We start from the raw sequence: 18,590 nt of genomic DNA on the forward strand, positions 1-18,590 counted from the left end.
TATAAATCATAGTTAATTTTAAGGGGTAATTGACTATATCTTCTATTTTTGTGACAAACAACATTATATGCCCGTAATAATACGCTATAGCCTTGCTTTACTCCTTTTTACAGGATTACAAACCACAGCCCAAGAATATTCGACAGCCACTATTAAAAATACAATTCAAGAATTTAAAAATGATGCTCGCGGTCCTTATCTGCGTATAAGATGGTTTTGCGAAGATGGTACTATGCGAGAACCTAAAGATCCTTGTCCTGAAGGAGTTGACGGTGTACAGCACGCTAGCTACAAAGAAATTACAAAAAACATTGCAGATAAAAATCAGTTGTATTTTGCAGAGATTCTGGCGGCAGCTAATCCTAAAAAATTCTGGGATGCTTCAAATAACAATAGTAGAATTAAGCAATATCAAATAAACAAATATCTACAAAGTGTTGATGATGGTTGGATTTTGCAACGCGCTCAATATTATCGAGGTGCAATACAATCTGAAGACGAAGAAGCCTGGGGAATCGATTTTTATAAAGATTTACTTAAACAAGATAATATTCTAGAGGCTAATTATTATTTGATAAGACAGTCGCTAAAAGATATTCCGCATGCTGGTGATGATAATATCGCACAGCGTATGCGTAGTGAGTCTAAAGTTATAGCAGAATTATTTCCAAAATTTATGGATGCCCGGGTAAAAATTCACGGTCAGCCAGATGTAAGTGACATCGCTTTAGTACAACAATTTCAGCAGAAATATCAAGATCAGCTGAGTCCGAAATTAAATACAGAATTTGATAACCTCCTTGTAACCCTAAACGAGTACTACGCTCCTATTAACTTACAAGGTCTCAAAAATAAAGTAGCAAGTTTAAAGAGCGATGCAGCTGTAAAAGAACAATTATTAAAGTTCACAACCACAATTAACAATGATACTCCGGCTAGTGTAGTAATTCCTGCTATAAGTGATTTACTCTGTAATATACGTACGCAAATTACGCAACTACAAAAACCTACAGATCGTCTGGCTATTTTAGATATTTCTCTAAAACTAGAAGAAATGTTACTTAAAAAAGCAGCCTCCTGGGAGCCAAAAGACTTGCGGGAGCTTCTAGATAAAGTGTATCACCTATCTTATGCTACAGCAGGCACAGGTCTTACCGAAGTTTGGGAATGGGAGCAAATCGCCGCTACCCTAGCTCCTATAAAGTATACAAATGTATCTTTAGATGAATTAAATAGTATGCTTACAACCTCGCGCAATGTAGTACAATGGAGTGCTGCGATGGTAAAAGCTACTTACGATGCAGATGTTGAAAAATATACTGAGTTTGAGGCGCTGTCAGCTGGTTTTATTGATGATCGCGTTAGATCATCTGCCGCACTACCTTTAGGAAAAGCGGTGAGCGAATTAGGAGATCTTGTTTCAGAAAAACTCAACCTCGAAAATAAGGTAATGAGTATTTCAAATCAAAGCGCAATTCACGGTTTGAATCCGGGATACGCAATGGGAGAATTAGTGGTAGTACCTGGTAATCCCGATGCGGTTGAAGTTTCTAGCAATAAAATATATGTTTTTAAAAGACCACCTTCAGATTTAAAACCGGTGGCTGGTATAGCTACTGTTGACGAAGGTAACCTTGTATCCCACGTGCAGTTACTAGCCCGCAATCTAGGAATTCCTAATGCTGCTTTAATCGATTCAAATCTTGAAGCGCTTCAAGAGTTTAATGGGAAAGAAGTTTTCTATGCAGTCTCTAATAAGGGAACGGTTATATTAAAACTAGCCGAAGATATGTCGAAAGAAGAAAAGCAACTTTTTTCACAAGAGGAACGGAAACAAACTAAAATAGCGGTACCTATTGAAAAAATAAGACTTGATTTGAAAAATATTCTCAATATGAGAGATATTGATGCTTCAGCCAGCGGAAAATTAGCAGGACCAAAAGCAGCAAATTTAGGTCAGTTAAAGAAAATGTTTCCGGAGCACGTTGTAGAAGGCTTAGTTATTCCGTTTGGGATATTTAGAGATCATATGGATTTACCGATGCCGGGTCAATCGGTGAGTTATTGGCAATTTTTGACTGATATGTTTGCTAGTGCTGATAAGATGAGAAAAGCAGGGACTTCTGCAGGGCAAATCGAAGCATTTCAATTAAATAAACTTGCAACATTAAGAGCTGCAATTGCAGAAATGAAATTAAAGCCTGCATTTGTAAGTGAATTGCGTGCGTCTTTTATCACAAATTTTGACAAACCTATAGGTCAAACCCCAGTATTTCTTAGAAGTGATACCAACATGGAGGATTTAAAGGAGTTTACTGGAGCGGGGTTAAACTTAACCTTGTTTAATGTTGTTGAAGAACAAAAAATCTTAGAGGGTATTAAATCCGTTTGGGCTTCTCCTTACACTGAACGTAGTTTTAAATGGAGACAAGTTTACCTCTCAAATCCTGAGAATGTATTTCCTTCTATATTAGTTATTCCTAGTGTAGACGTTGAATATTCGGGAGTAATGATTACTAAAGGTATTAATGAAGGTACAGATGAAGATCTAACAGTTGCTTTTAGTCGCGGAGCAGGTGGTGCTGTAGATGGTCAAGCTGCAGAGACCAGACTTGTATCTTCTAATTCTGATTTATTACTGGCTCCTGCACGTCAACCTGATTATATACGATTACCTGCAACTGGTGGCACAAAAAAATACAGCACAAGTTTTGAAAAGCCCATTATTAATCAAAAAAATATCGAAAGTTTACGTGAAGTAGCAAAGGAGATTCGTGAGAAAATTCCACAACAAACCGATACCGATTACGAAGGTGCTTATGATGTAGAATTAGGCTTTCAAGACGATAAATTATGGTTATTTCAGATACGTCCATTTGTAGAAAATAAAAATGCACTCAGCAATGGTTATCTCGATTCGATATCGCCAAAAACAAATCCAGAGGAGTATATAGATCTCGATACTAAACTTTAATTATCAAAATAGAATACTTGCGATTAGCACTGTTTTGATAACACCATTAAATAATTACTATGAAAAAATATCTTCTTTTATTACCGGTTTTACTATTAGTACTTGCATTTACAGGCCCTAACTTCTACCCTATTGACGGTTATGAGCGTACGGGAATAGCTAGACTTGCACAGCTACAAAAAATCGTGAAAGACAGTATAAAATATACGCGAATTCCTGCTGGAGCTTATTTAAAGACTGAAGATATCAAATTAAGACTCACCTCAAAAAATGATAGTGCCAGTTCTTATATGACTGAAGATCCAGAATTACAGAAAAAAATATCTGGTTTGTTTTATGGTTTAGATGCTAGCTACTCGATTTCTGTTATGGATATGAGTGATACAACAAATTTAAAATATGCTGCTCGTAATGAAACTAGAGGCTACCAACCGGGTAGCGTAGGTAAGTTAGCAATCTTACTTGCCATGTTTGATCAGCTTGAAAAATTATGCCCAAATGACTGGGGTGCGCGAGAAAGCTTACTAAAGCATAAAAAAGTAAAAGGCGGACCATTCGCAGTGTATGATCATCATACTATTCCACTATATGATATTGAGCAAGATAAATTAACGAGAAGAACAGCTCGTGAAGATGATGTTTTTAGTTTGTATGAGTGGATAGATCATATGGTAGCTGTGAGTAATAATGGTGCAGCAAGTGTGGTGTACAGGGAGGCACTTTTATTGAAAGTTTTTGGAGAAAAATATTTTACCCTTACCGACGAGGAAGCGATGAAATGGTTTAAAGAAACAGACCGGAAAGAAATTTCAGATCTTGCCTTTGAAGTGGTTAATCAGCCACTTAGAGATTTAGGAATTACAGAAGATGAATGGCGTTTAGGAGGTTTTTTTACAAATGGTGCAGAACGTTATGTTAGTCGTCAAGGAGGTAGCATTGGTTCGCCTAAGGGATTAATGAAATTTTTAGTGAATATTGAACAGGGTAAAGCGGTAGATTCGCTTTCTAGCCTAGAAATGAAACGCATTATGTATCAGACAGAGCGTCGTATTCGATACGCACAGTCAAAAACTCTTGATTCTGCTGCCGTATATTTTAAAAGTGGAAGTTTTTACAAGTGTGACAGATCTAAAGGTGCTTGCGGAGATTATGCAGGAAATGTTTTTAATTATATGAATTCAGTAATTATAGTTGAACACCCCGGTGGCGGACCGAAATATATCGTTTGTTTAATGACCAATGTATTACGGAAAAATTCGGCTTCAGATCACATGTATCTTGCCGGTAGAATAGATAAAGCCTTACAAGAATCTAATACTGGACAGTAGATAAGTTCTTGAAAATGATAAAAAAGAAGCCTCTTTAAAATTAAATTTAAAGAGGCTTCTTTAATTCTTCAGTATATGCATGTGCTTTGTAAACTGAGATGACTTCTAAAAAATCTTACAGATATGTAAATAATAAATGTTAATAATAAATTAAGTTTATTTTAATTTGCAATTGTCCCTGTTACATTGATAAGACTAGAGTCTATAAAGTCTTATCACTAAATTAAAAATTTTGGAAAATTTTGAAACCTATAATAAAATTTTAATTGAGCAAGCTCCCACTGCTATCGCTATGCTCGATAAAAATATGATTTACTTAGCTGTATCAAAAAAATGGATAACAGATTATAAACTCGAAAATCAAAAAATTATAGGGCGCTCCCATTATGAGGTTTTTCCTGAAATTGGTGAAGAATGGAAAGAAAATCATCAAAAATGTCTTAATGGAGCTATAGATATTTGTGACGAAGCAGAATTCGTTAGAGCTGACGGAACTGTCCAATGGATTTATTGGGATGTTCGCCCTTGGTATGATTCTGATAAGAATGTAGGTGGTATAATTATGCATTCTGGCGATATTACCTATCTTAAAAAACATGATTTTGAAAAAGAACGCATTGAGAAAGTTCTTGAAAAAACAAATGAAATTGCACGTATTGGCATTTGGGAAGTAAATGTTTTAACTCAGGAAGTGTTCTGGAGTAAAGTCGTTTATGAAATTCACGAAATATCAGAAAGCCATAAACCCACTGTGGATTCTAGTATCGATTTTTATAAAGAGGGAGCTAGTAGATTGGCTATTACAAATGCCGTTGATAATGCTATAAACAACGGCGAAGCCTTTGATATTGAAGTAGAGATTATTACGGCTAAGGGATCGACGGTGTGGGCTAGATCTATAGGCCAGCCAGAAATGGTAGATGGTAAATGTGTACGATTATCGGGGATGTTTCAAGATATAGATACAATGAAACGCTCTCAAACAGCTCTCAATAAAGCAAACCGAGAAATGAGTGCGATTTTTAACTCTGGATCTATCGCAATTATTACAACAGATAAAAGAGGTGTTATCAATCATTGTAATAGTGCTGCAGAATCACTTTTAGGATATTCTGCATCAGATCTTGTGGGGAAACATTCATTAGAAATTTTTCACACAGAAGATGAAATTCCGAAGTTAAAAGAACTGTTATATTCCTTACAAATAGGCACCGGCAACTCGACAATCGCTTCGAATAATGCTAAAATCTCTAATCTTTCAGACACTCGCGAATGGATTTTTAAGCGAAAAGATGGTTTGTCATTTCCTGTACAACTCACTTTAAATACAATAAAAGATGACACCGGCAATCCTATAGGAATTTTAGGTGTCTCATTTGATATAACAGAGCGCAAAAAAGCTCAGGACGAATTATTGCGAAAAAACCAACTTCTAAATTTTGCTGAAAAAATTACACTTATGGGTAATTGGCAGTGGGATGTGGTTACAAACGGACTTAAATGGTCTGATAATATGTACAAAATCTTTGGAGTCGATAAAGAATCCGGATTAAAAATTGATACGTATTTTTCGTTTATACATCCTGATGATTTTGACAAAGTTAATAAGAGCATTAAAGAATGTTTAAATGGGTTGGATTTTAATAAGGTTGTACATCGAATTAGATTAAAAGATGGCACTTTAAAAATTATCCAACTTTCTGCGGTTACAACAAAAAATCAGGAAGGGAAAGTCATCGAACTTGTGGGTACCTGTTTGGATGTTACCACTAACAAGATGGCAGAAAATAAGTTTAGAGGCTTATTAGAATCTGCTCCTGATGCAATGGTAATTGTAAATGAAAAGGGTAAAATTCAACTCATTAATAATCAAGCTGAAAAGCTATTTGGTTATACTCTTGATGAGTTGTTTGACAAACCTGTAGAAATTCTTATTCCTAAACGTTTTACAGGTAATGATGCACATATAGGTCTTCGTAACGGCTTCTTTGCTAAACCAAAAGTAAAAGCTTTTGGCGTAGGTAGCGGTAAAGATTTATACGGGATAAATAAAGAAGGTATAGAAATCCCTATTCAAATAAGTCTAAGTCCCTTACAAACAGAAGAAGGTCTGTTAGTTTCAGCAGCCATACGCGACATAACTACTCAAAAACAAGCATCGAGAAAAATACTTGAGGCAAAAGAGAACCTTGAAGTACTTGCGAATAAACTTACTGCTCAAAATACGCAATTGGCAGACTTTGTACACATTACTTCTCATAATCTTAGAGCTCCTGTAAGCAATCTAAATTCGTTATTAGAATTTTATAATTCATCAGACACTGATGAAGAAAAGGATATTTTATTTGACAAGTTTGAAAAAGTAATTAATCACCTAACACTTACTTTAAACACGTTAATAGAAGCATTAAAAACAAAAAGTGAGACAGATAAAGTTCTAGAGGTAATTTCTTTAGATTCAGTTTTAAGCAAAACTCAGGAAATACTTAGTGGTGAAATTATTCAATCTAATATTCAAATAACTTCAGATTTTGAAGCTCTAAAAAATGTATCTTATAATAAAGTATATTTAGAGAGTATATTTCTTAATTTAATGAGTAATGCTATAAAATACCGTTCTAAAGAAAAACCACCCAAACTCCATATAATGTCTGAAATTATCGATAAAAAGATTATATTGAGTTTTGAAGACAACGGTCTTGGGATAGATTTAATGAGAAACGGAAATAAACTTTTTGGGCTTAATAAAGTATTCCATAGACATCCCGAGGCTAAAGGTGTGGGATTATTTATGACCAAGATGCAGGTTGAGGCAATGGGTGGTAAAATAGCCGCAAAGAGTAAGGTTAACGAAGGTACTACCTTTATTATTAACTTAAATTAATTATGAAAGACCCTTTTAATATTTGTATAGTTGATGATGATGACATCTATCAATTTACAATGATTAAAATACTAGAATCTTTAAACTTATCTAAGAAAATTATTCTGTTTTCTGACGGTGAAGAGGCTCTGGACTTTATGATAGGTAACTTAAACAGACAGAATGAACTCCCTGATGTGATATTTCTGGATGTGAATATGCCAATAATGGATGGTTTTCAGTTTATGGAAGAGTACATAAAGATCAAACCAGAGGTAAATAAACAAATTATCATTTATATGGTATCTTCATCTGTTGATCCTGTAGATATTGAACGTGCAAAAAGTCTCAACGAAATTTCTGATTATATAATTAAACCTATTAAAAAGGGGGAACTTGTAGATATCATTAAGAAACTCGAAGAGCACGGGAGTTTATAAACTGCATAAATTTTTAGTTCTTCATAGAGTATTCAACTTTTTTCAAAACATCTTACTTAACTGATAACACTGAGGTTAATCTATCGCCACAGGATTTGATTCTTTTTTATAAACTCTAACTCGTATAGATTTACTTATTGGCGTATTACTACGTTCTGCAAAATGATTATAGGGAACAAGTAAATTAGTTTCCGGGAAATATGCCGCAACATTACCTGTAGGGATTTTATAGGGTATAATTAAAAACTTATTCGCTTCTCGTACAATCCCATCATACGTACTTGTAAGATTTACAACATCAAGTTTTTTAAGTCCTCTGGCATCCATATCCTTTTGATTCATAAAAACAACTCTACGTTCATTATAAACACCTCTATAGCGATCATCAAGACCATAAATGGTTGTATTAAATTGATCGTGAGATCGTATAGTCATCAACATCAATTCATCTGGAGCTAATACATGCTCGGGAAGTTTATTTACGGTTAATTGAGCTTTACCTTCAGGTAACATACTAAAGTCTAGATTACGCACATTGTTAGGTAAATAGTAACCGTGTCCCTCAGATTTTTTAGCTGTATCTTCAAAACCTTTTGCGACTAGATCTATATAATTTCTTATTATTTCATAATCTTCACCCATTGCTTTCCAGTCTAACGGATGATTCTCAAAATAAGCATCTGCAAGCTCTGCTATAATTTGTGGTTCAGAACGCACGTTATCTGATGCAGGTTTCAATACACCTTTTGACTGGCTTATTTTACCCATACTGTTTTCAACCGTAAAGTACCGTCTTTTACCATTTTGCTCATCTTTTTCAGATCGACCTAACGTTGGCAATATAATTCCGGTTTTACCGGTTACTAAATGAGTTCGATTTAGTTTAGTACTTATTTGCACCGTTAAATCACAGTTCTGTAAAGCTTCAGCCGTATATTTTGTATCTGAAGCTGCCATTAAAAAGTTTCCGCCCAGACATAAAAAAGCTTTAGCTTTTCCATTATGCATAGCCTGCATTGATTCTACAACATCAAGTCCCTGTTCTGAAGGTGGTGTAAAATGCATATATTTCATAATACGAGCATTCATATCCTTATCAACAAAGTGTTGTATCCCTACACTCCTATCTCCTTGTACATTGCTATGACCACGTACAGGACAAGTTCCTGCACCGGGTTTTCCTAGTGCTCCTTTTAACAGCAATAGGTTTACAAATTCTCTAATATTCTCAACTCCATTTTTATGTTGAGTGAGTCCCATTGCCCAGCAAATAATGATTTTTGAAGAATGACGAAGTAATGCTACTGTTTTATTGATTGCAGATTCATCTACACCGGTACGATTAAGCAAATCTTTCTCATCATATTGCATAAGGTCTGCAATTAGCGTATCGTAACCACTGGTGTACTTTTCAATAAATGCATGATCAAAAACCGATTTGTCAACTGAATCAAGAATCGCAAGCTTTTTTAAAATCAATTTAATAAGTGGGATATCTTGATTAATATTAACAGGTAGGTGAACATCTGCCATATCTACACCACTCCCAATAACGCCACTTAAATGCTGCGGATTTTTAAAATTTACAAGTCCGGATTCTTCTAATGGATTTATACTTATAATTTTGCCGTCATTATTTTTACACTTTTCTAAAGCTGAAAGCATTCTCGGGTGATTTGTCCCCGGATTTTGACCTGCTATGATAATAACTTCTGCTTCGTATAAATCTTCTAAAACAGTAGAACCTTTACCTATTCCCAGCGTTTCACCAAGCGCTACACCACTAGATTCATGGCACATATTTGAACAATCGGGCATATTATTTGTGCCAAAAGCACGAGCAAATGTTCCGTAAAGAAAAGCTGCCTCGTTGCTGGATCTACCTGAGGTATAAAATATAGCTTCGTCTGGCGAGTCTAATTTTTTTAGTTCGTCTGCAATGAGTTTATATGCGTCATCCCAGCTTATCGATTCGTAATGTAAACTTCCCGGTCTAAGCACAAGAGGCTCTACTAAACGACCAAATTTATTCAGTTCGTAGTCCGATAAATGAGACAATTCTTCCACAGACCATTTCTGAAACATATCTGCACCTATTTTATCTGTAGTTGACTCATCGGCGAGTGCTTTTGCACCATTCTCACAATATTCTGCAACAGATGATCTCTTTTCAGGATCTGGCCATGCACAACTGGGGCAGTCAAATCCATCTTTTTGATTCATTTTAAGAAGCGCTCCCATAGAGCGCAAAACTCCCATCTCTTTAAAGCCGTGCTTAAGTGCTTCTTTGACACCTAACATTCCCGCTGCGTCGCGAACAGGATCACCCAATTTAATATTTGTAAATTCTTCAGCTCCAGTTAGTGAAATATTACGCTTAAAGTTTTGAGACATAGTAAAATTATTGAGAATTTTCAATTATCATTTTTCTGAATTTTATAATCAAAAAACTACAAACTAGAATATTAGATATGCGCTTTAAGTACAAACAGAATTGATAATTTCAGTTTTCAATTTAAACAATATTTTAACCCTGAAATACTAATGAAACACTAAATACAGTGCTCTTGACTTATTTATAAAAACCAAAATTGCTGTTAAACCCATCCTATTTTAAAAACTTGCAAATAAACAATCGTTATATTCGCTAAGACATAACGCCTTCAAATATGATATCTGTTTCTGAAGCTCAAACTCTTGTTATAAAATATGCCGAAAAGTTACCTATTTGTAACATCGAACTTGAAAACAGTTTAGGGTATTTTTTAGCTGAAGATTGTATAGCCCCTATTTCACTACCTTCATTTCGCCAATCTGCAATGGACGGTTATGCCTTTATTAATACGGGCGACAAACATCTCAAAGTTATTGGTCAGGTTCAAGCAGGAGATTCTATAACTCCACAACTCAAATCTGGTGAGGCCATTCGGATATTTACAGGCGCACCGCTTCCTGATGGTGCAGATACGGTGGTAATTCAAGAACACGTTAATCGGGATGGTGATTCTATACATATTGAAAAACTTCCTGCACTTGGTGCAAATGTTCGGCCTATTGCAGAACAGTTAAAAGCAGGAACTACAGTACTAAAAACTGGGCATAAAATAAATGAAGCATCTATAGGTTTTATGGCCGGGCTGGGTTTAACTCATCTCAAAGCATATCAAAAACCTAGAATTTGCATATTAACAACTGGAAACGAATTGCAAACACGAGGAACTCTTCTAAAGCCAAACCATATCTATGAAAGCAATGGGATAATGCTTGAAACTGCTTTAAAACGATTGGGTGTTTTTGACATTCAAATAGTAAAAGTTGAAGACAGTTTGTCTCAAACAATCGATGCAGTACACAATTCACTCAAGAGTGCCGATGTCCTTCTTGTTTCGGGAGGTATCTCTGTGGGAGATTTTGATTTTGTGCGAGAGGCCTTTCAACAAAACGAAATTGAAGAGCACTTTTATAAAGTTAATCAAAAGCCCGGCAAACCGCTATGGTTTGGTTCTAAGGGATCAAAATCTGTATTTGGACTTCCAGGTAATCCTGCTTCAAGTTTGTCTTGTTTTTATGCATACGTATTACCACATATACAAAAAAGATCGGGCAGTCTCAATCCGTTTTTAGAAAAACGTACCGCATTTTTAACTGAAAAAATTAAAAACATCCATAGCAAAACACTTTTTCTAAAAGCTGGTGTCTATAACAACGAGATCACCCCCTTTACAGGACAAGCGAGCTCTATGCTTAATACTTTTGCAAATAGTAACGCACTATTAATTGTTCCTGAACAGATAGAGGATTTAGAGATAGGTGATTCAGTAAGTTATTTAGATCTCAATTATTAGTTATGAAAAGCATCAAAAGTAGAATATGGATCGAGGATAATGAAAATGTGTTTTTAGGATATGGACGTGTTCAGCTATTAAAAAAAATTGAGGAAACCAATTCTATTTCAGCTGCAGCAAAAGAATTAAATATGTCTTATAAAAAGGCTTGGAAACTTATTAATTCAATGAATGTAAGTTCGCAAGAAGCATTGGTAATTACTAACACCGGAGGGAAAGATGGTGGCGGAACAACATTAACTGCATATGGCAAAAAAATGATTGTAAATTTTGAAACGTTAAATGCAGCCTGTGAGGATTTTTTAAATACAGAATTTAACAAGCTCTATCAATTGCAATAATACAAATATGGAACCATTAGATCAAATTCCGGCTTACATATTATGTGGAGGAAAAAGTAGTAGAATGAATACGGAAAAAGGTTTAGTAAAGCTTCAAGAAAAGACATTTATAGAACGTATTACCAGTATTTTACAATCTAAAAATATATTATTAAAGTTGATTACTGAGAATGAAAATTATTCAGAAATGGGTTATGAAATTTTACCAGATATTTATAAAAACAAAGGTCCTTTAGCTGGAATACACTCGGCTTTAGCAGACTGCAAAAAGGAAAGCATTTTGATCCTTAGTTGTGATATTCCATTATTCAATTCTCAAACGCTTACAACCCTTCATTCAAATGCTTTGCCTGAAAAAGAAGTTGTGTACGCAACTGCAAACGGCAAAGATCATCCTCTAGTGGGATTTTATAAAAAGAGCCTATTAAAAAAATTAGAAAACGCATTAGATAATAACAATTTGAAGGTGATGAATTTTGTTAAGGAACAAAATTTTCAAAAAATAGAAATTGATGATGCACGCTCTTTAAGTAATATAAATACACCTCTAGAATTGCAAGAGCTTGAAAATAAAATAGAATTATGACAATTACTTTAAAGTATTTTGGACAACTAGCAGAGGTTTTTAAAACTAGTGAGGAGACCCGCGACCTTGAGAATATAAATGTAACTGATTTAATAAAGGAAATAAGTAGTGATTATGATCTCGATCACATTCCCTATCAAATAGCCATAAATCAAAAAATAATTGATCGTAACGAACAAGTAAACCTAAATGATGGTGATACCGTCGCATTACTTCCTCCTTTTGCAGGAGGTTAACCAAAATTATGAGCAACTATCAAAGACAAATAATTTTACCTGAGATTGGGGAATCAGGGCAAAGAAAGCTAGCTGATGCCCGTATTCTGGTTGTAGGTGCCGGTGGATTAGGATGTGCACTACTGCCCTATTTAGTAGGTTCGGGAATAGGGCGTATAGGTATTATAGATGGCGACCGTGTAGATTCGAGCAATTTGCATAGACAAATTCTTTATACACCAGATTCTGTAAGTAAGTACAAAGTGGACGAAGCAAAACAGTTTTTATTGAAGCAAAGGCCCGATATTGTGATTGATACATATTCAACCTACTTAACAGGATTGAATGCCCGTAAAATAGTTGAAGAATATGATGTTATTGTTGATGCAACAGATAGAATTAGTTCGCGCTATTTAATCAATGACACTGCTGTTTTATGTAATAAACCGATTGTTTACGCAAGTATTCATCGTTTTGAAGGTCAAGTCTCGGTATTTAATTATAAGAATGGTCCTACGTATAGATGTCTATTTCCTAAAGCTGCTGAAGTTCCTAATTGTGCAGAGGCAGGTGTATTAGGTACCAGTGTGGGTTTTATTGGATTAATTCAGGCTCAAGAGGTTATAAAGGTGATTCTTGGTATTGGGGATGTGTTATCTGGAAAATTAATAATGTACAATACCCTTACAGCAAGTCAACAGTGCTTTGAATTTACAAAAACGGAAAGAGCAGAAATCTCTCATGATTTTTTTGAAAAATCACATATGAAACAAGAGGTAAACACAGCAGATTTTAATAATAACCAATCAGATGCCGGGACTTTTATAGATGTTCGGGAACTGGATGAGTTACCAAGAGTCAATTTTAATCAGCTAATAGAAATTCCACTTTTAGAGTTGAACCAGAAAATGAACCAGCTGAATAAATTTGAAACTTACTATGTGTTTTGTCAAAGTGGAAAGCGAGCATTAAATGCTGCCCAACAGATGTATGATACTGGTTTCAATTATGTAACAGCCATTACAGATGGTGCAGAAGTAATTGCGAACCACAATAATCAAACTATTAAGAATTAAGTACCAATAGTATTACAAATTAAAAAAAATGAAAAAAGTTTTTATTGAAGGCCCTATCTCCAGTGATTTTATAGCACAATCAATTGCTAAACATCAAAGTAAAACGAGCATAGGCGCACATAATATTTTTTTGGGTCAGGTACGCGCAGATGTTATTGATGACAAAAAGGTAGCAGCCATAGAATATACGTGTTATGAAGCATTAGCAAATGAAAAGCTTCATGAGATACGAGAAGAAGCTTTTGAAAAATTTGATTTAATATGTATGCATATCTATCATAGTATAGGCACCATAAAATCTGGCGAAGTTTGCTTCTTTGTATTTGTATCTTCAAAAAGACGCAAAGAAGTCTATGCTGCTACAGAATGGATTGTAAATGCTGTAAAAGACCGCACTCCTATTTTTGGTAAAGAATTATTTGAAGATGATAGTCATCAATGGAAAGTTAATAGTTAAAGCTAAAATCTCTCAATTAGAATTTTTATAATGGTAGATATAACTCATAAAATAACCACCTTACGTACCGCTACAGCACAAGCAACTGTAACGGTTAGTAAACCGGAAACAATTGAAGCCCTAGAAAAGAATAAAGTACCCAAGGGAAATGTATTTGAAATGGCAAAAACAGCAGGTTTATTTGCCGTAAAAAATACACATACGACAATTCCCGATTGTCATCCATTACCTATAGAATATACTGCTGTAGCTTACACTATTAAAGATTTATCTATCGAGATTGAAATAACTGTAAAAACCATTTATAAAACCGGTGTTGAGGTTGAAGCTATGCACGGAGCATCGGTAATCGCACTTACCATGTATGACATGCTTAAACCTATAGATAAAGGCATTGAAATAAATTCGGTGAAGTTGCTGCATAAAAAAGGGGGTAAAAGCAGCTTTAAAGATCAGAATCCGTCCCGTTTGTCTGCACATATAATAGTTTGTTCAGATTCAATTTCAGAAGGTAAAAAAGAAGATCAGGCAGGAAAAACTATCATCAGCAAATTACAAAACCACAATGTTCAAATTCAAGGTTATGAGATTATCCCAGATGATTTAGAGACTATACGCAGCAAAGCGTTTCAACTCTCTGATACGGTTAACTTATTAATATTTACCGGCGGTACTGGTTTGAGTATGCGAGATGTTACTCCAGAAGCTTTAGAGCCCATTCTAGAAAGGCGAATTCCAGGTGTGGAAGAAGCTATTCGTAATTATGGTCAGGATCGTATGCCTTACGCAATGCTTTCTCGTAGTGTTGCTGGTACGTTAGGCAATTGTTTAATTCTGGCATTGCCAGGCTCTACAAACGGAGCAAGCGAATCTATGGATGCTGTATTTCCTCACTTACTGCACATTTTTAAAATTTTAAGAGGTGCCCAACACAATTCTAATGATTAAAGACTCAAATATTCTTACAGATACCCACAATAGAACGCATAATTATTTGCGAATTTCGTTAAGCGAAAAATGTAATTTACGCTGCACTTACTGTATGCCTAAAGATGGTATTGCATTGAGCCCGCGTGCCCATTTAATGACTGCAGATGAGATTGAGTCTATTGCTACAGTATTTGTAAATTATGGAGTTGACAAAATTAGACTTACTGGTGGTGAACCATTAGTACGTAAAGATTTTAAGATCATTTTAGAGAAGCTTTCTAAGCTGCCCGTTAAGCTTTCAATCACTACAAATGCATTACTAACAGATCGATATATTGAAGATTTTAAAAAATACGGACTACATGATATTAATGTTAGCCTAGATACTTTAGATACTGAAAAATTCAAGTTCATTACTCGGCGTGACCAGTTTAAATTAGCTTACGACAATATTCAGCAACTTATAAATGAGGGATTTAATGTGAAAATAAATGCTGTTTTGATGAAGGATTTTAATGAAGATGAAATCACCGATTTTATTGAATTAACCCGGAATCAAGAGATTAATGTTCGATTTATAGAGTTTATGCCATTTGATGGTAACGCCTGGAATAAAAATAAACTCGTTAGTCAAGCCGAAATATTAAATCGAGTTACCGATTTCTACGGAGTACAAGCACTAAAACCTCTAACAAATGAACAAAATTTTACGGCTCGTAATTTTCAAATTGAAAACTTTAAAGGCAGCTTCGGAATAATTAGTTCGGTTACAAATCCATTTTGTGATAGCTGTAATCGTATACGGCTAACAGCTGATGGCAAATTAAAAAACTGTTTGTTTTCTAATGATGAAACTAACTTGCTGACCGCCTTTAGAAATGGTGAAAATATTGAAGAATTAATTAATAAGTCGCTAAATAGCAAAGAGGCCGTTCGTGCCGGAATGACCGATTTTGATCAATTAACAAATCCTGATCTCCATTCAAATAATCGAAGTATGATCGCAATAGGTGGTTAAATATTAATTCTTCATTATAAAGTTTAATCAAATTACGCTAAAGCCTTTCCTACGAGTTCTAAAGCTATTGAACTGAGTGGCAACTTTAATGCAGCTGAATGTCCTTTTTCAGACATTTTGGCCCAGGTTTTTTGAACAATATCAATCACTTTTTGTTCGTCATGTTTAGCTGCAAAATCTTCAAAATAGTACTGTAGAAAAACTAAACAAATAACGTCTTCCAGTGTTTGAGACTCTTCATCTTTCTTTATGTGCTTTTTCTTTATTAAAAACTGAACCCGATCTATAAATCCCTGTTTGTAATGAAATTCTCTAAGAATTGAGCCGGTAAGATCTGCGTGCATTTTTTTCAAGTCTTCACGCCAAGTCAAATAACCCACTCTATTCATAGGATAACTCTGTCGCGGAATTTTCCATCTACAGATATGTTGTGCCCGGGCAGCGATTTGTAATTCGTGAGAAGCATCTATTTCAAAAGAATTTAATTGTGAGGTCATACGCTGCGAATACAAAAGTTCTTTAGGTATCTCCTGCCCTTCTGAAAATTCTAAGTTGGGATCTTCAGCATTTAACTTATCTATGGCTTCTATAACTTTATTGAATGGAGTTAGGATTTGTTTGTCCAAAATGATTTGTGATATAAATGAATATACACGCTATTTTGGTTTTAATAGTCGTGCTTACAATAAAACCTAAGATACGAATAAAGATGCCCGATGTATAGACCTTTTATATCTATCTGCTTAGAGCCTGTTTAGAAAACTACTTAGTATAAAGTTGGCTGTAGTACTGCTCAACTGCATTTTCCCAAGAAAATCGAGCTTCTTTTGCGTTTTTGCACATCCGTTTCCATCTTGGTTTATCGGTATAAAATACTTCAAGCACATTATTAAAAGCCAAAACCATATTGTTGATTTTATCATCAATTGTGTCTCCATCAAATGCAAAACCATTAATATTCGCATTTACAGTATCTATTAAACCACCGGTATGATGTACCAGACAAAGCACGCCATTGCGCATAGCTAGCATCTGGCTAATACCACAGGGCTCAAAAAGACTTGGCATAAAATAGAGATCAGATTCTAGATATATAGAATCAATGATATCTTCAGATTGCCCATTTATGAATATAAAATTAGGATGCTCATAACTTATATCGCGCATTAAAGCTTCATATTCGGGCTCACCAGTTCCTAACAAAATAAAAATTCCGTTTTGTGCTGCTAAGTCATTTAATATTGCCTTAAAAGCCTCCGGATTCCGTTTAAAAAAATAGAATTTTTGCTCGGTCATTCTAGCTACACTCGAAGCGATAAAACTAGGCGGGTTATCTAATAGACAAACTACTTTCTCACCGGTATTAGCCAAGATATCCGATTTATATTTTTTTGATTCTTCCTGGATCCATTTAAATAACTGCCTTAAAATGTTTGGGTATAATTTGCCTTTTTCAGCAATGCGGATATTTTTATAGTTTACACCATTTAGAATTCCAAATAAACGACCCTCCTGATCTGCTTTGATAAGATCGTTTTCCAAACTTTCACCACCTATGAACTCCGGTTTTTGGCTGGGTTTTAAAATATCCTGTTTATAGGACGGACTTACCGTATGCACCCGGTCTGCAAGGCGTATACCTAATGCCATCAAGTTTATACAATCGTCATAACGATCATCTTTTACCACTTCATATTCATATCCTATTTCAGGAAAAAAATTATTTACTGAAGCAAAATTCCCATTTAAAGGCCGTATTCCCTGTAAACTAAGATTGTGGATGCTGTAAACAAACCAACTCTCTTTTAAAAGACTGTATTCTAAATTGTATCGTTTATGAAAAAGCAAAAATGACGTATGCCAATCGTGAAGGTGTATCACATCGACGTGATCAAATAAATTCTGTTTTATTGCTTGTGCTACCGCAGTATTAAAAATGAAATATTTTACAGCATCGGTGAAAAAGGGCTCTTCAGGATCATCATTATAAATATGAGCAATATTTCCCTCTACAATTTCAGGATGATGTATTACATAATGTTTAATACCTGAATAATCCTTCTTTGGTTTTACTTCATATAAATAGGCAATACTTTCTTCACCTCGTATTCTAATCTTTAAGTCACTTATAAAATAAGCATTGTGATGCAGTCTGTTATAAGCTGGCACAACTACGTGAACCTGATCTCCATTTGCAGCCAGTTGTCTTGGAACGTCTCTCACTACATCTGCCATACCTCCCGCTTTACAATTAGCAATCGCATCATTTTCTGCGGAAACAAATAAGAAATTTTTCATCTACTTCGGTATTGAACTAGCTATAAGCACGTTAAATAAACAACTATTCATATTGTGGAACTTTTTATAAATAGTTCCAAGGAAGAACAAATTAGCACTTCAATAATTATATTATCTTAAATAATATTTAAAACACACTACCGCTCCATTATATCTAATGCGATTTCCATAAACTCATAATCTAAATCTATAGCTTTTAACTTTAAGCAAAAATTAAGT

Annotated in this window: 15 protein-coding genes; 12 read left to right on the forward strand and 3 right to left on the reverse strand. The window is 34.8% G+C overall.

Features of this window, described 5'->3' with window-relative positions:
- The first annotated feature begins 67 nt into the window (after positions 1-67).
- The 4 genes from ABVM53_RS14820 to ABVM53_RS14835 all read left to right on the forward strand — a co-directional run bounded on the left by ABVM53_RS14820 (position 68) and on the right by ABVM53_RS14835 (position 7,605).
- A complete protein-coding gene (locus ABVM53_RS14820) occupies positions 68-2,974 on the forward strand; it encodes a PEP/pyruvate-binding domain-containing protein (protein WP_405327608.1) in 2,907 nt (968 codons plus the stop codon).
- Between the two features lie 59 nt (positions 2,975-3,033).
- Complete coding sequence (locus ABVM53_RS14825) at positions 3,034-4,302, forward strand: serine hydrolase (RefSeq protein ID WP_128756899.1); 1,269 nt, start codon at positions 3,034-3,036, stop codon at positions 4,300-4,302.
- A 232-nt stretch (positions 4,303-4,534) separates the two neighbouring features.
- The gene (locus ABVM53_RS14830) at positions 4,535-7,186 is read left to right on the forward strand and encodes a PAS domain S-box protein (protein WP_405327611.1); all 2,652 of its coding nucleotides are present in this window, start codon (positions 4,535-4,537) and stop codon (positions 7,184-7,186) included.
- Positions 7,187-7,188: 2 nt separating this feature from the next.
- Positions 7,189-7,605 carry a response regulator gene (locus ABVM53_RS14835; protein ID WP_405327614.1) on the forward strand — a complete coding sequence of 139 codons (417 nt, stop codon included), beginning with the start codon at positions 7,189-7,191 and terminating at the stop codon, positions 7,603-7,605.
- 75 nt (positions 7,606-7,680) lie between these two features.
- Here the strand turns inward: ABVM53_RS14835 and ABVM53_RS14840 are convergent, their stop codons facing one another.
- Positions 7,681-9,999: an FdhF/YdeP family oxidoreductase gene (locus tag ABVM53_RS14840; protein WP_405327616.1), complete on the reverse strand. Its 2,319-nt coding sequence runs from the start codon at positions 9,997-9,999 to the stop codon at positions 7,681-7,683.
- A 275-nt stretch (positions 10,000-10,274) separates the two neighbouring features.
- Here ABVM53_RS14840 and glp point away from each other — a divergent pair, with 275 nt between their 5' ends.
- The 8 genes from glp to moaA are packed head-to-tail and all read left to right on the forward strand — an operon-like array spanning position 10,275 to position 16,073.
- Positions 10,275-11,450, forward strand: coding sequence for a gephyrin-like molybdotransferase Glp (glp, locus tag ABVM53_RS14845; RefSeq protein ID WP_405327619.1), 1,176 nt, complete (start codon positions 10,275-10,277; stop codon positions 11,448-11,450).
- Between the two features lie 2 nt (positions 11,451-11,452).
- Positions 11,453-11,791 carry a winged helix-turn-helix domain-containing protein gene (locus ABVM53_RS14850; RefSeq protein WP_405327622.1) on the forward strand — a complete coding sequence of 113 codons (339 nt, stop codon included), beginning with the start codon at positions 11,453-11,455 and terminating at the stop codon, positions 11,789-11,791.
- Positions 11,792-11,798: 7 nt separating this feature from the next.
- On the forward strand, positions 11,799-12,377 hold the full coding sequence (locus ABVM53_RS14855; protein WP_405327625.1) for a molybdenum cofactor guanylyltransferase: 579 nt from the start codon (positions 11,799-11,801) through the stop codon (positions 12,375-12,377).
- Complete coding sequence (locus tag ABVM53_RS14860; protein ID WP_405327627.1) at positions 12,374-12,613, forward strand: MoaD/ThiS family protein; 240 nt, start codon at positions 12,374-12,376, stop codon at positions 12,611-12,613. The genes ABVM53_RS14855 and ABVM53_RS14860 overlap by 4 nt, the downstream gene beginning before the upstream one ends.
- 8 nt (positions 12,614-12,621) lie before the next feature.
- Positions 12,622-13,668, forward strand: coding sequence for a HesA/MoeB/ThiF family protein (locus ABVM53_RS14865; protein WP_405327630.1), 1,047 nt, complete (start codon positions 12,622-12,624; stop codon positions 13,666-13,668).
- 28 nt (positions 13,669-13,696) lie between these two features.
- A complete protein-coding gene (locus ABVM53_RS14870) occupies positions 13,697-14,125 on the forward strand; it encodes a molybdenum cofactor biosynthesis protein MoaE (RefSeq protein WP_405327632.1) in 429 nt (142 codons plus the stop codon).
- Between the two features lie 30 nt (positions 14,126-14,155).
- A complete protein-coding gene (gene moaCB, locus ABVM53_RS14875; RefSeq protein WP_405327635.1) occupies positions 14,156-15,073 on the forward strand; it encodes a bifunctional molybdenum cofactor biosynthesis protein MoaC/MoaB in 918 nt (305 codons plus the stop codon).
- The gene (moaA, locus tag ABVM53_RS14880; protein WP_405327638.1) at positions 15,066-16,073 is read left to right on the forward strand and encodes a GTP 3',8-cyclase MoaA; all 1,008 of its coding nucleotides are present in this window, start codon (positions 15,066-15,068) and stop codon (positions 16,071-16,073) included. The genes moaCB and moaA overlap by 8 nt, the downstream gene beginning before the upstream one ends.
- Before the next feature lie 32 nt (positions 16,074-16,105).
- Here the strand turns inward: moaA and ABVM53_RS14885 are convergent, their stop codons facing one another.
- Entirely contained in the window at positions 16,106-16,699 is a 594-nt protein-coding gene (locus ABVM53_RS14885) for a DUF4202 domain-containing protein (protein WP_405327641.1), read from the reverse strand.
- A gap of 136 nt (positions 16,700-16,835) precedes the next feature.
- Positions 16,836-18,371, reverse strand: coding sequence for a glycogen synthase (locus ABVM53_RS14890; protein ID WP_405327643.1), 1,536 nt, complete (start codon positions 18,369-18,371; stop codon positions 16,836-16,838).
- Between the last annotated feature and the right edge of the window lie 219 nt (positions 18,372-18,590).

The organism is Leeuwenhoekiella sp. LLG6367-2.1, assembly GCF_045055775.1.
Taxonomy (GTDB): domain Bacteria; phylum Bacteroidota; class Bacteroidia; order Flavobacteriales; family Flavobacteriaceae; genus Leeuwenhoekiella; species Leeuwenhoekiella aequorea.

Excerpts from the sequence above, each read along its gene's own strand:
- ABVM53_RS14870 (WP_405327632.1), top strand. The coding sequence starts at position 13,697 with ATGAAAAAAGTTTTTATTGAAGGCCCTATCTCCAGTGATTTTATAGCA.
- ABVM53_RS14835 (WP_405327614.1), top strand. The coding sequence starts at position 7,189 with ATGAAAGACCCTTTTAATATTTGTATAGTTGATGATGATGACATCTAT.
- moaA (WP_405327638.1), top strand. The coding sequence starts at position 15,066 with ATGATTAAAGACTCAAATATTCTTACAGATACCCACAATAGAACGCAT.
- ABVM53_RS14855 (WP_405327625.1), top strand. The coding sequence starts at position 11,799 with ATGGAACCATTAGATCAAATTCCGGCTTACATATTATGTGGAGGAAAA.
- glp (WP_405327619.1), top strand. The coding sequence starts at position 10,275 with ATGATATCTGTTTCTGAAGCTCAAACTCTTGTTATAAAATATGCCGAA.
- moaCB (WP_405327635.1), top strand. The coding sequence starts at position 14,156 with ATGGTAGATATAACTCATAAAATAACCACCTTACGTACCGCTACAGCA.
- ABVM53_RS14860 (WP_405327627.1), top strand. The coding sequence starts at position 12,374 with ATGACAATTACTTTAAAGTATTTTGGACAACTAGCAGAGGTTTTTAAA.
- ABVM53_RS14840 (WP_405327616.1), bottom strand. The coding sequence starts at position 9,999 with ATGTCTCAAAACTTTAAGCGTAATATTTCACTAACTGGAGCTGAAGAA.
- ABVM53_RS14890 (WP_405327643.1), bottom strand. The coding sequence starts at position 18,371 with ATGAAAAATTTCTTATTTGTTTCCGCAGAAAATGATGCGATTGCTAAT.
- ABVM53_RS14865 (WP_405327630.1), top strand. The coding sequence starts at position 12,622 with ATGAGCAACTATCAAAGACAAATAATTTTACCTGAGATTGGGGAATCA.
- ABVM53_RS14850 (WP_405327622.1), top strand. The coding sequence starts at position 11,453 with ATGAAAAGCATCAAAAGTAGAATATGGATCGAGGATAATGAAAATGTG.
- ABVM53_RS14825 (WP_128756899.1), top strand. The coding sequence starts at position 3,034 with ATGAAAAAATATCTTCTTTTATTACCGGTTTTACTATTAGTACTTGCA.
- ABVM53_RS14820 (WP_405327608.1), top strand. The coding sequence starts at position 68 with ATGCCCGTAATAATACGCTATAGCCTTGCTTTACTCCTTTTTACAGGA.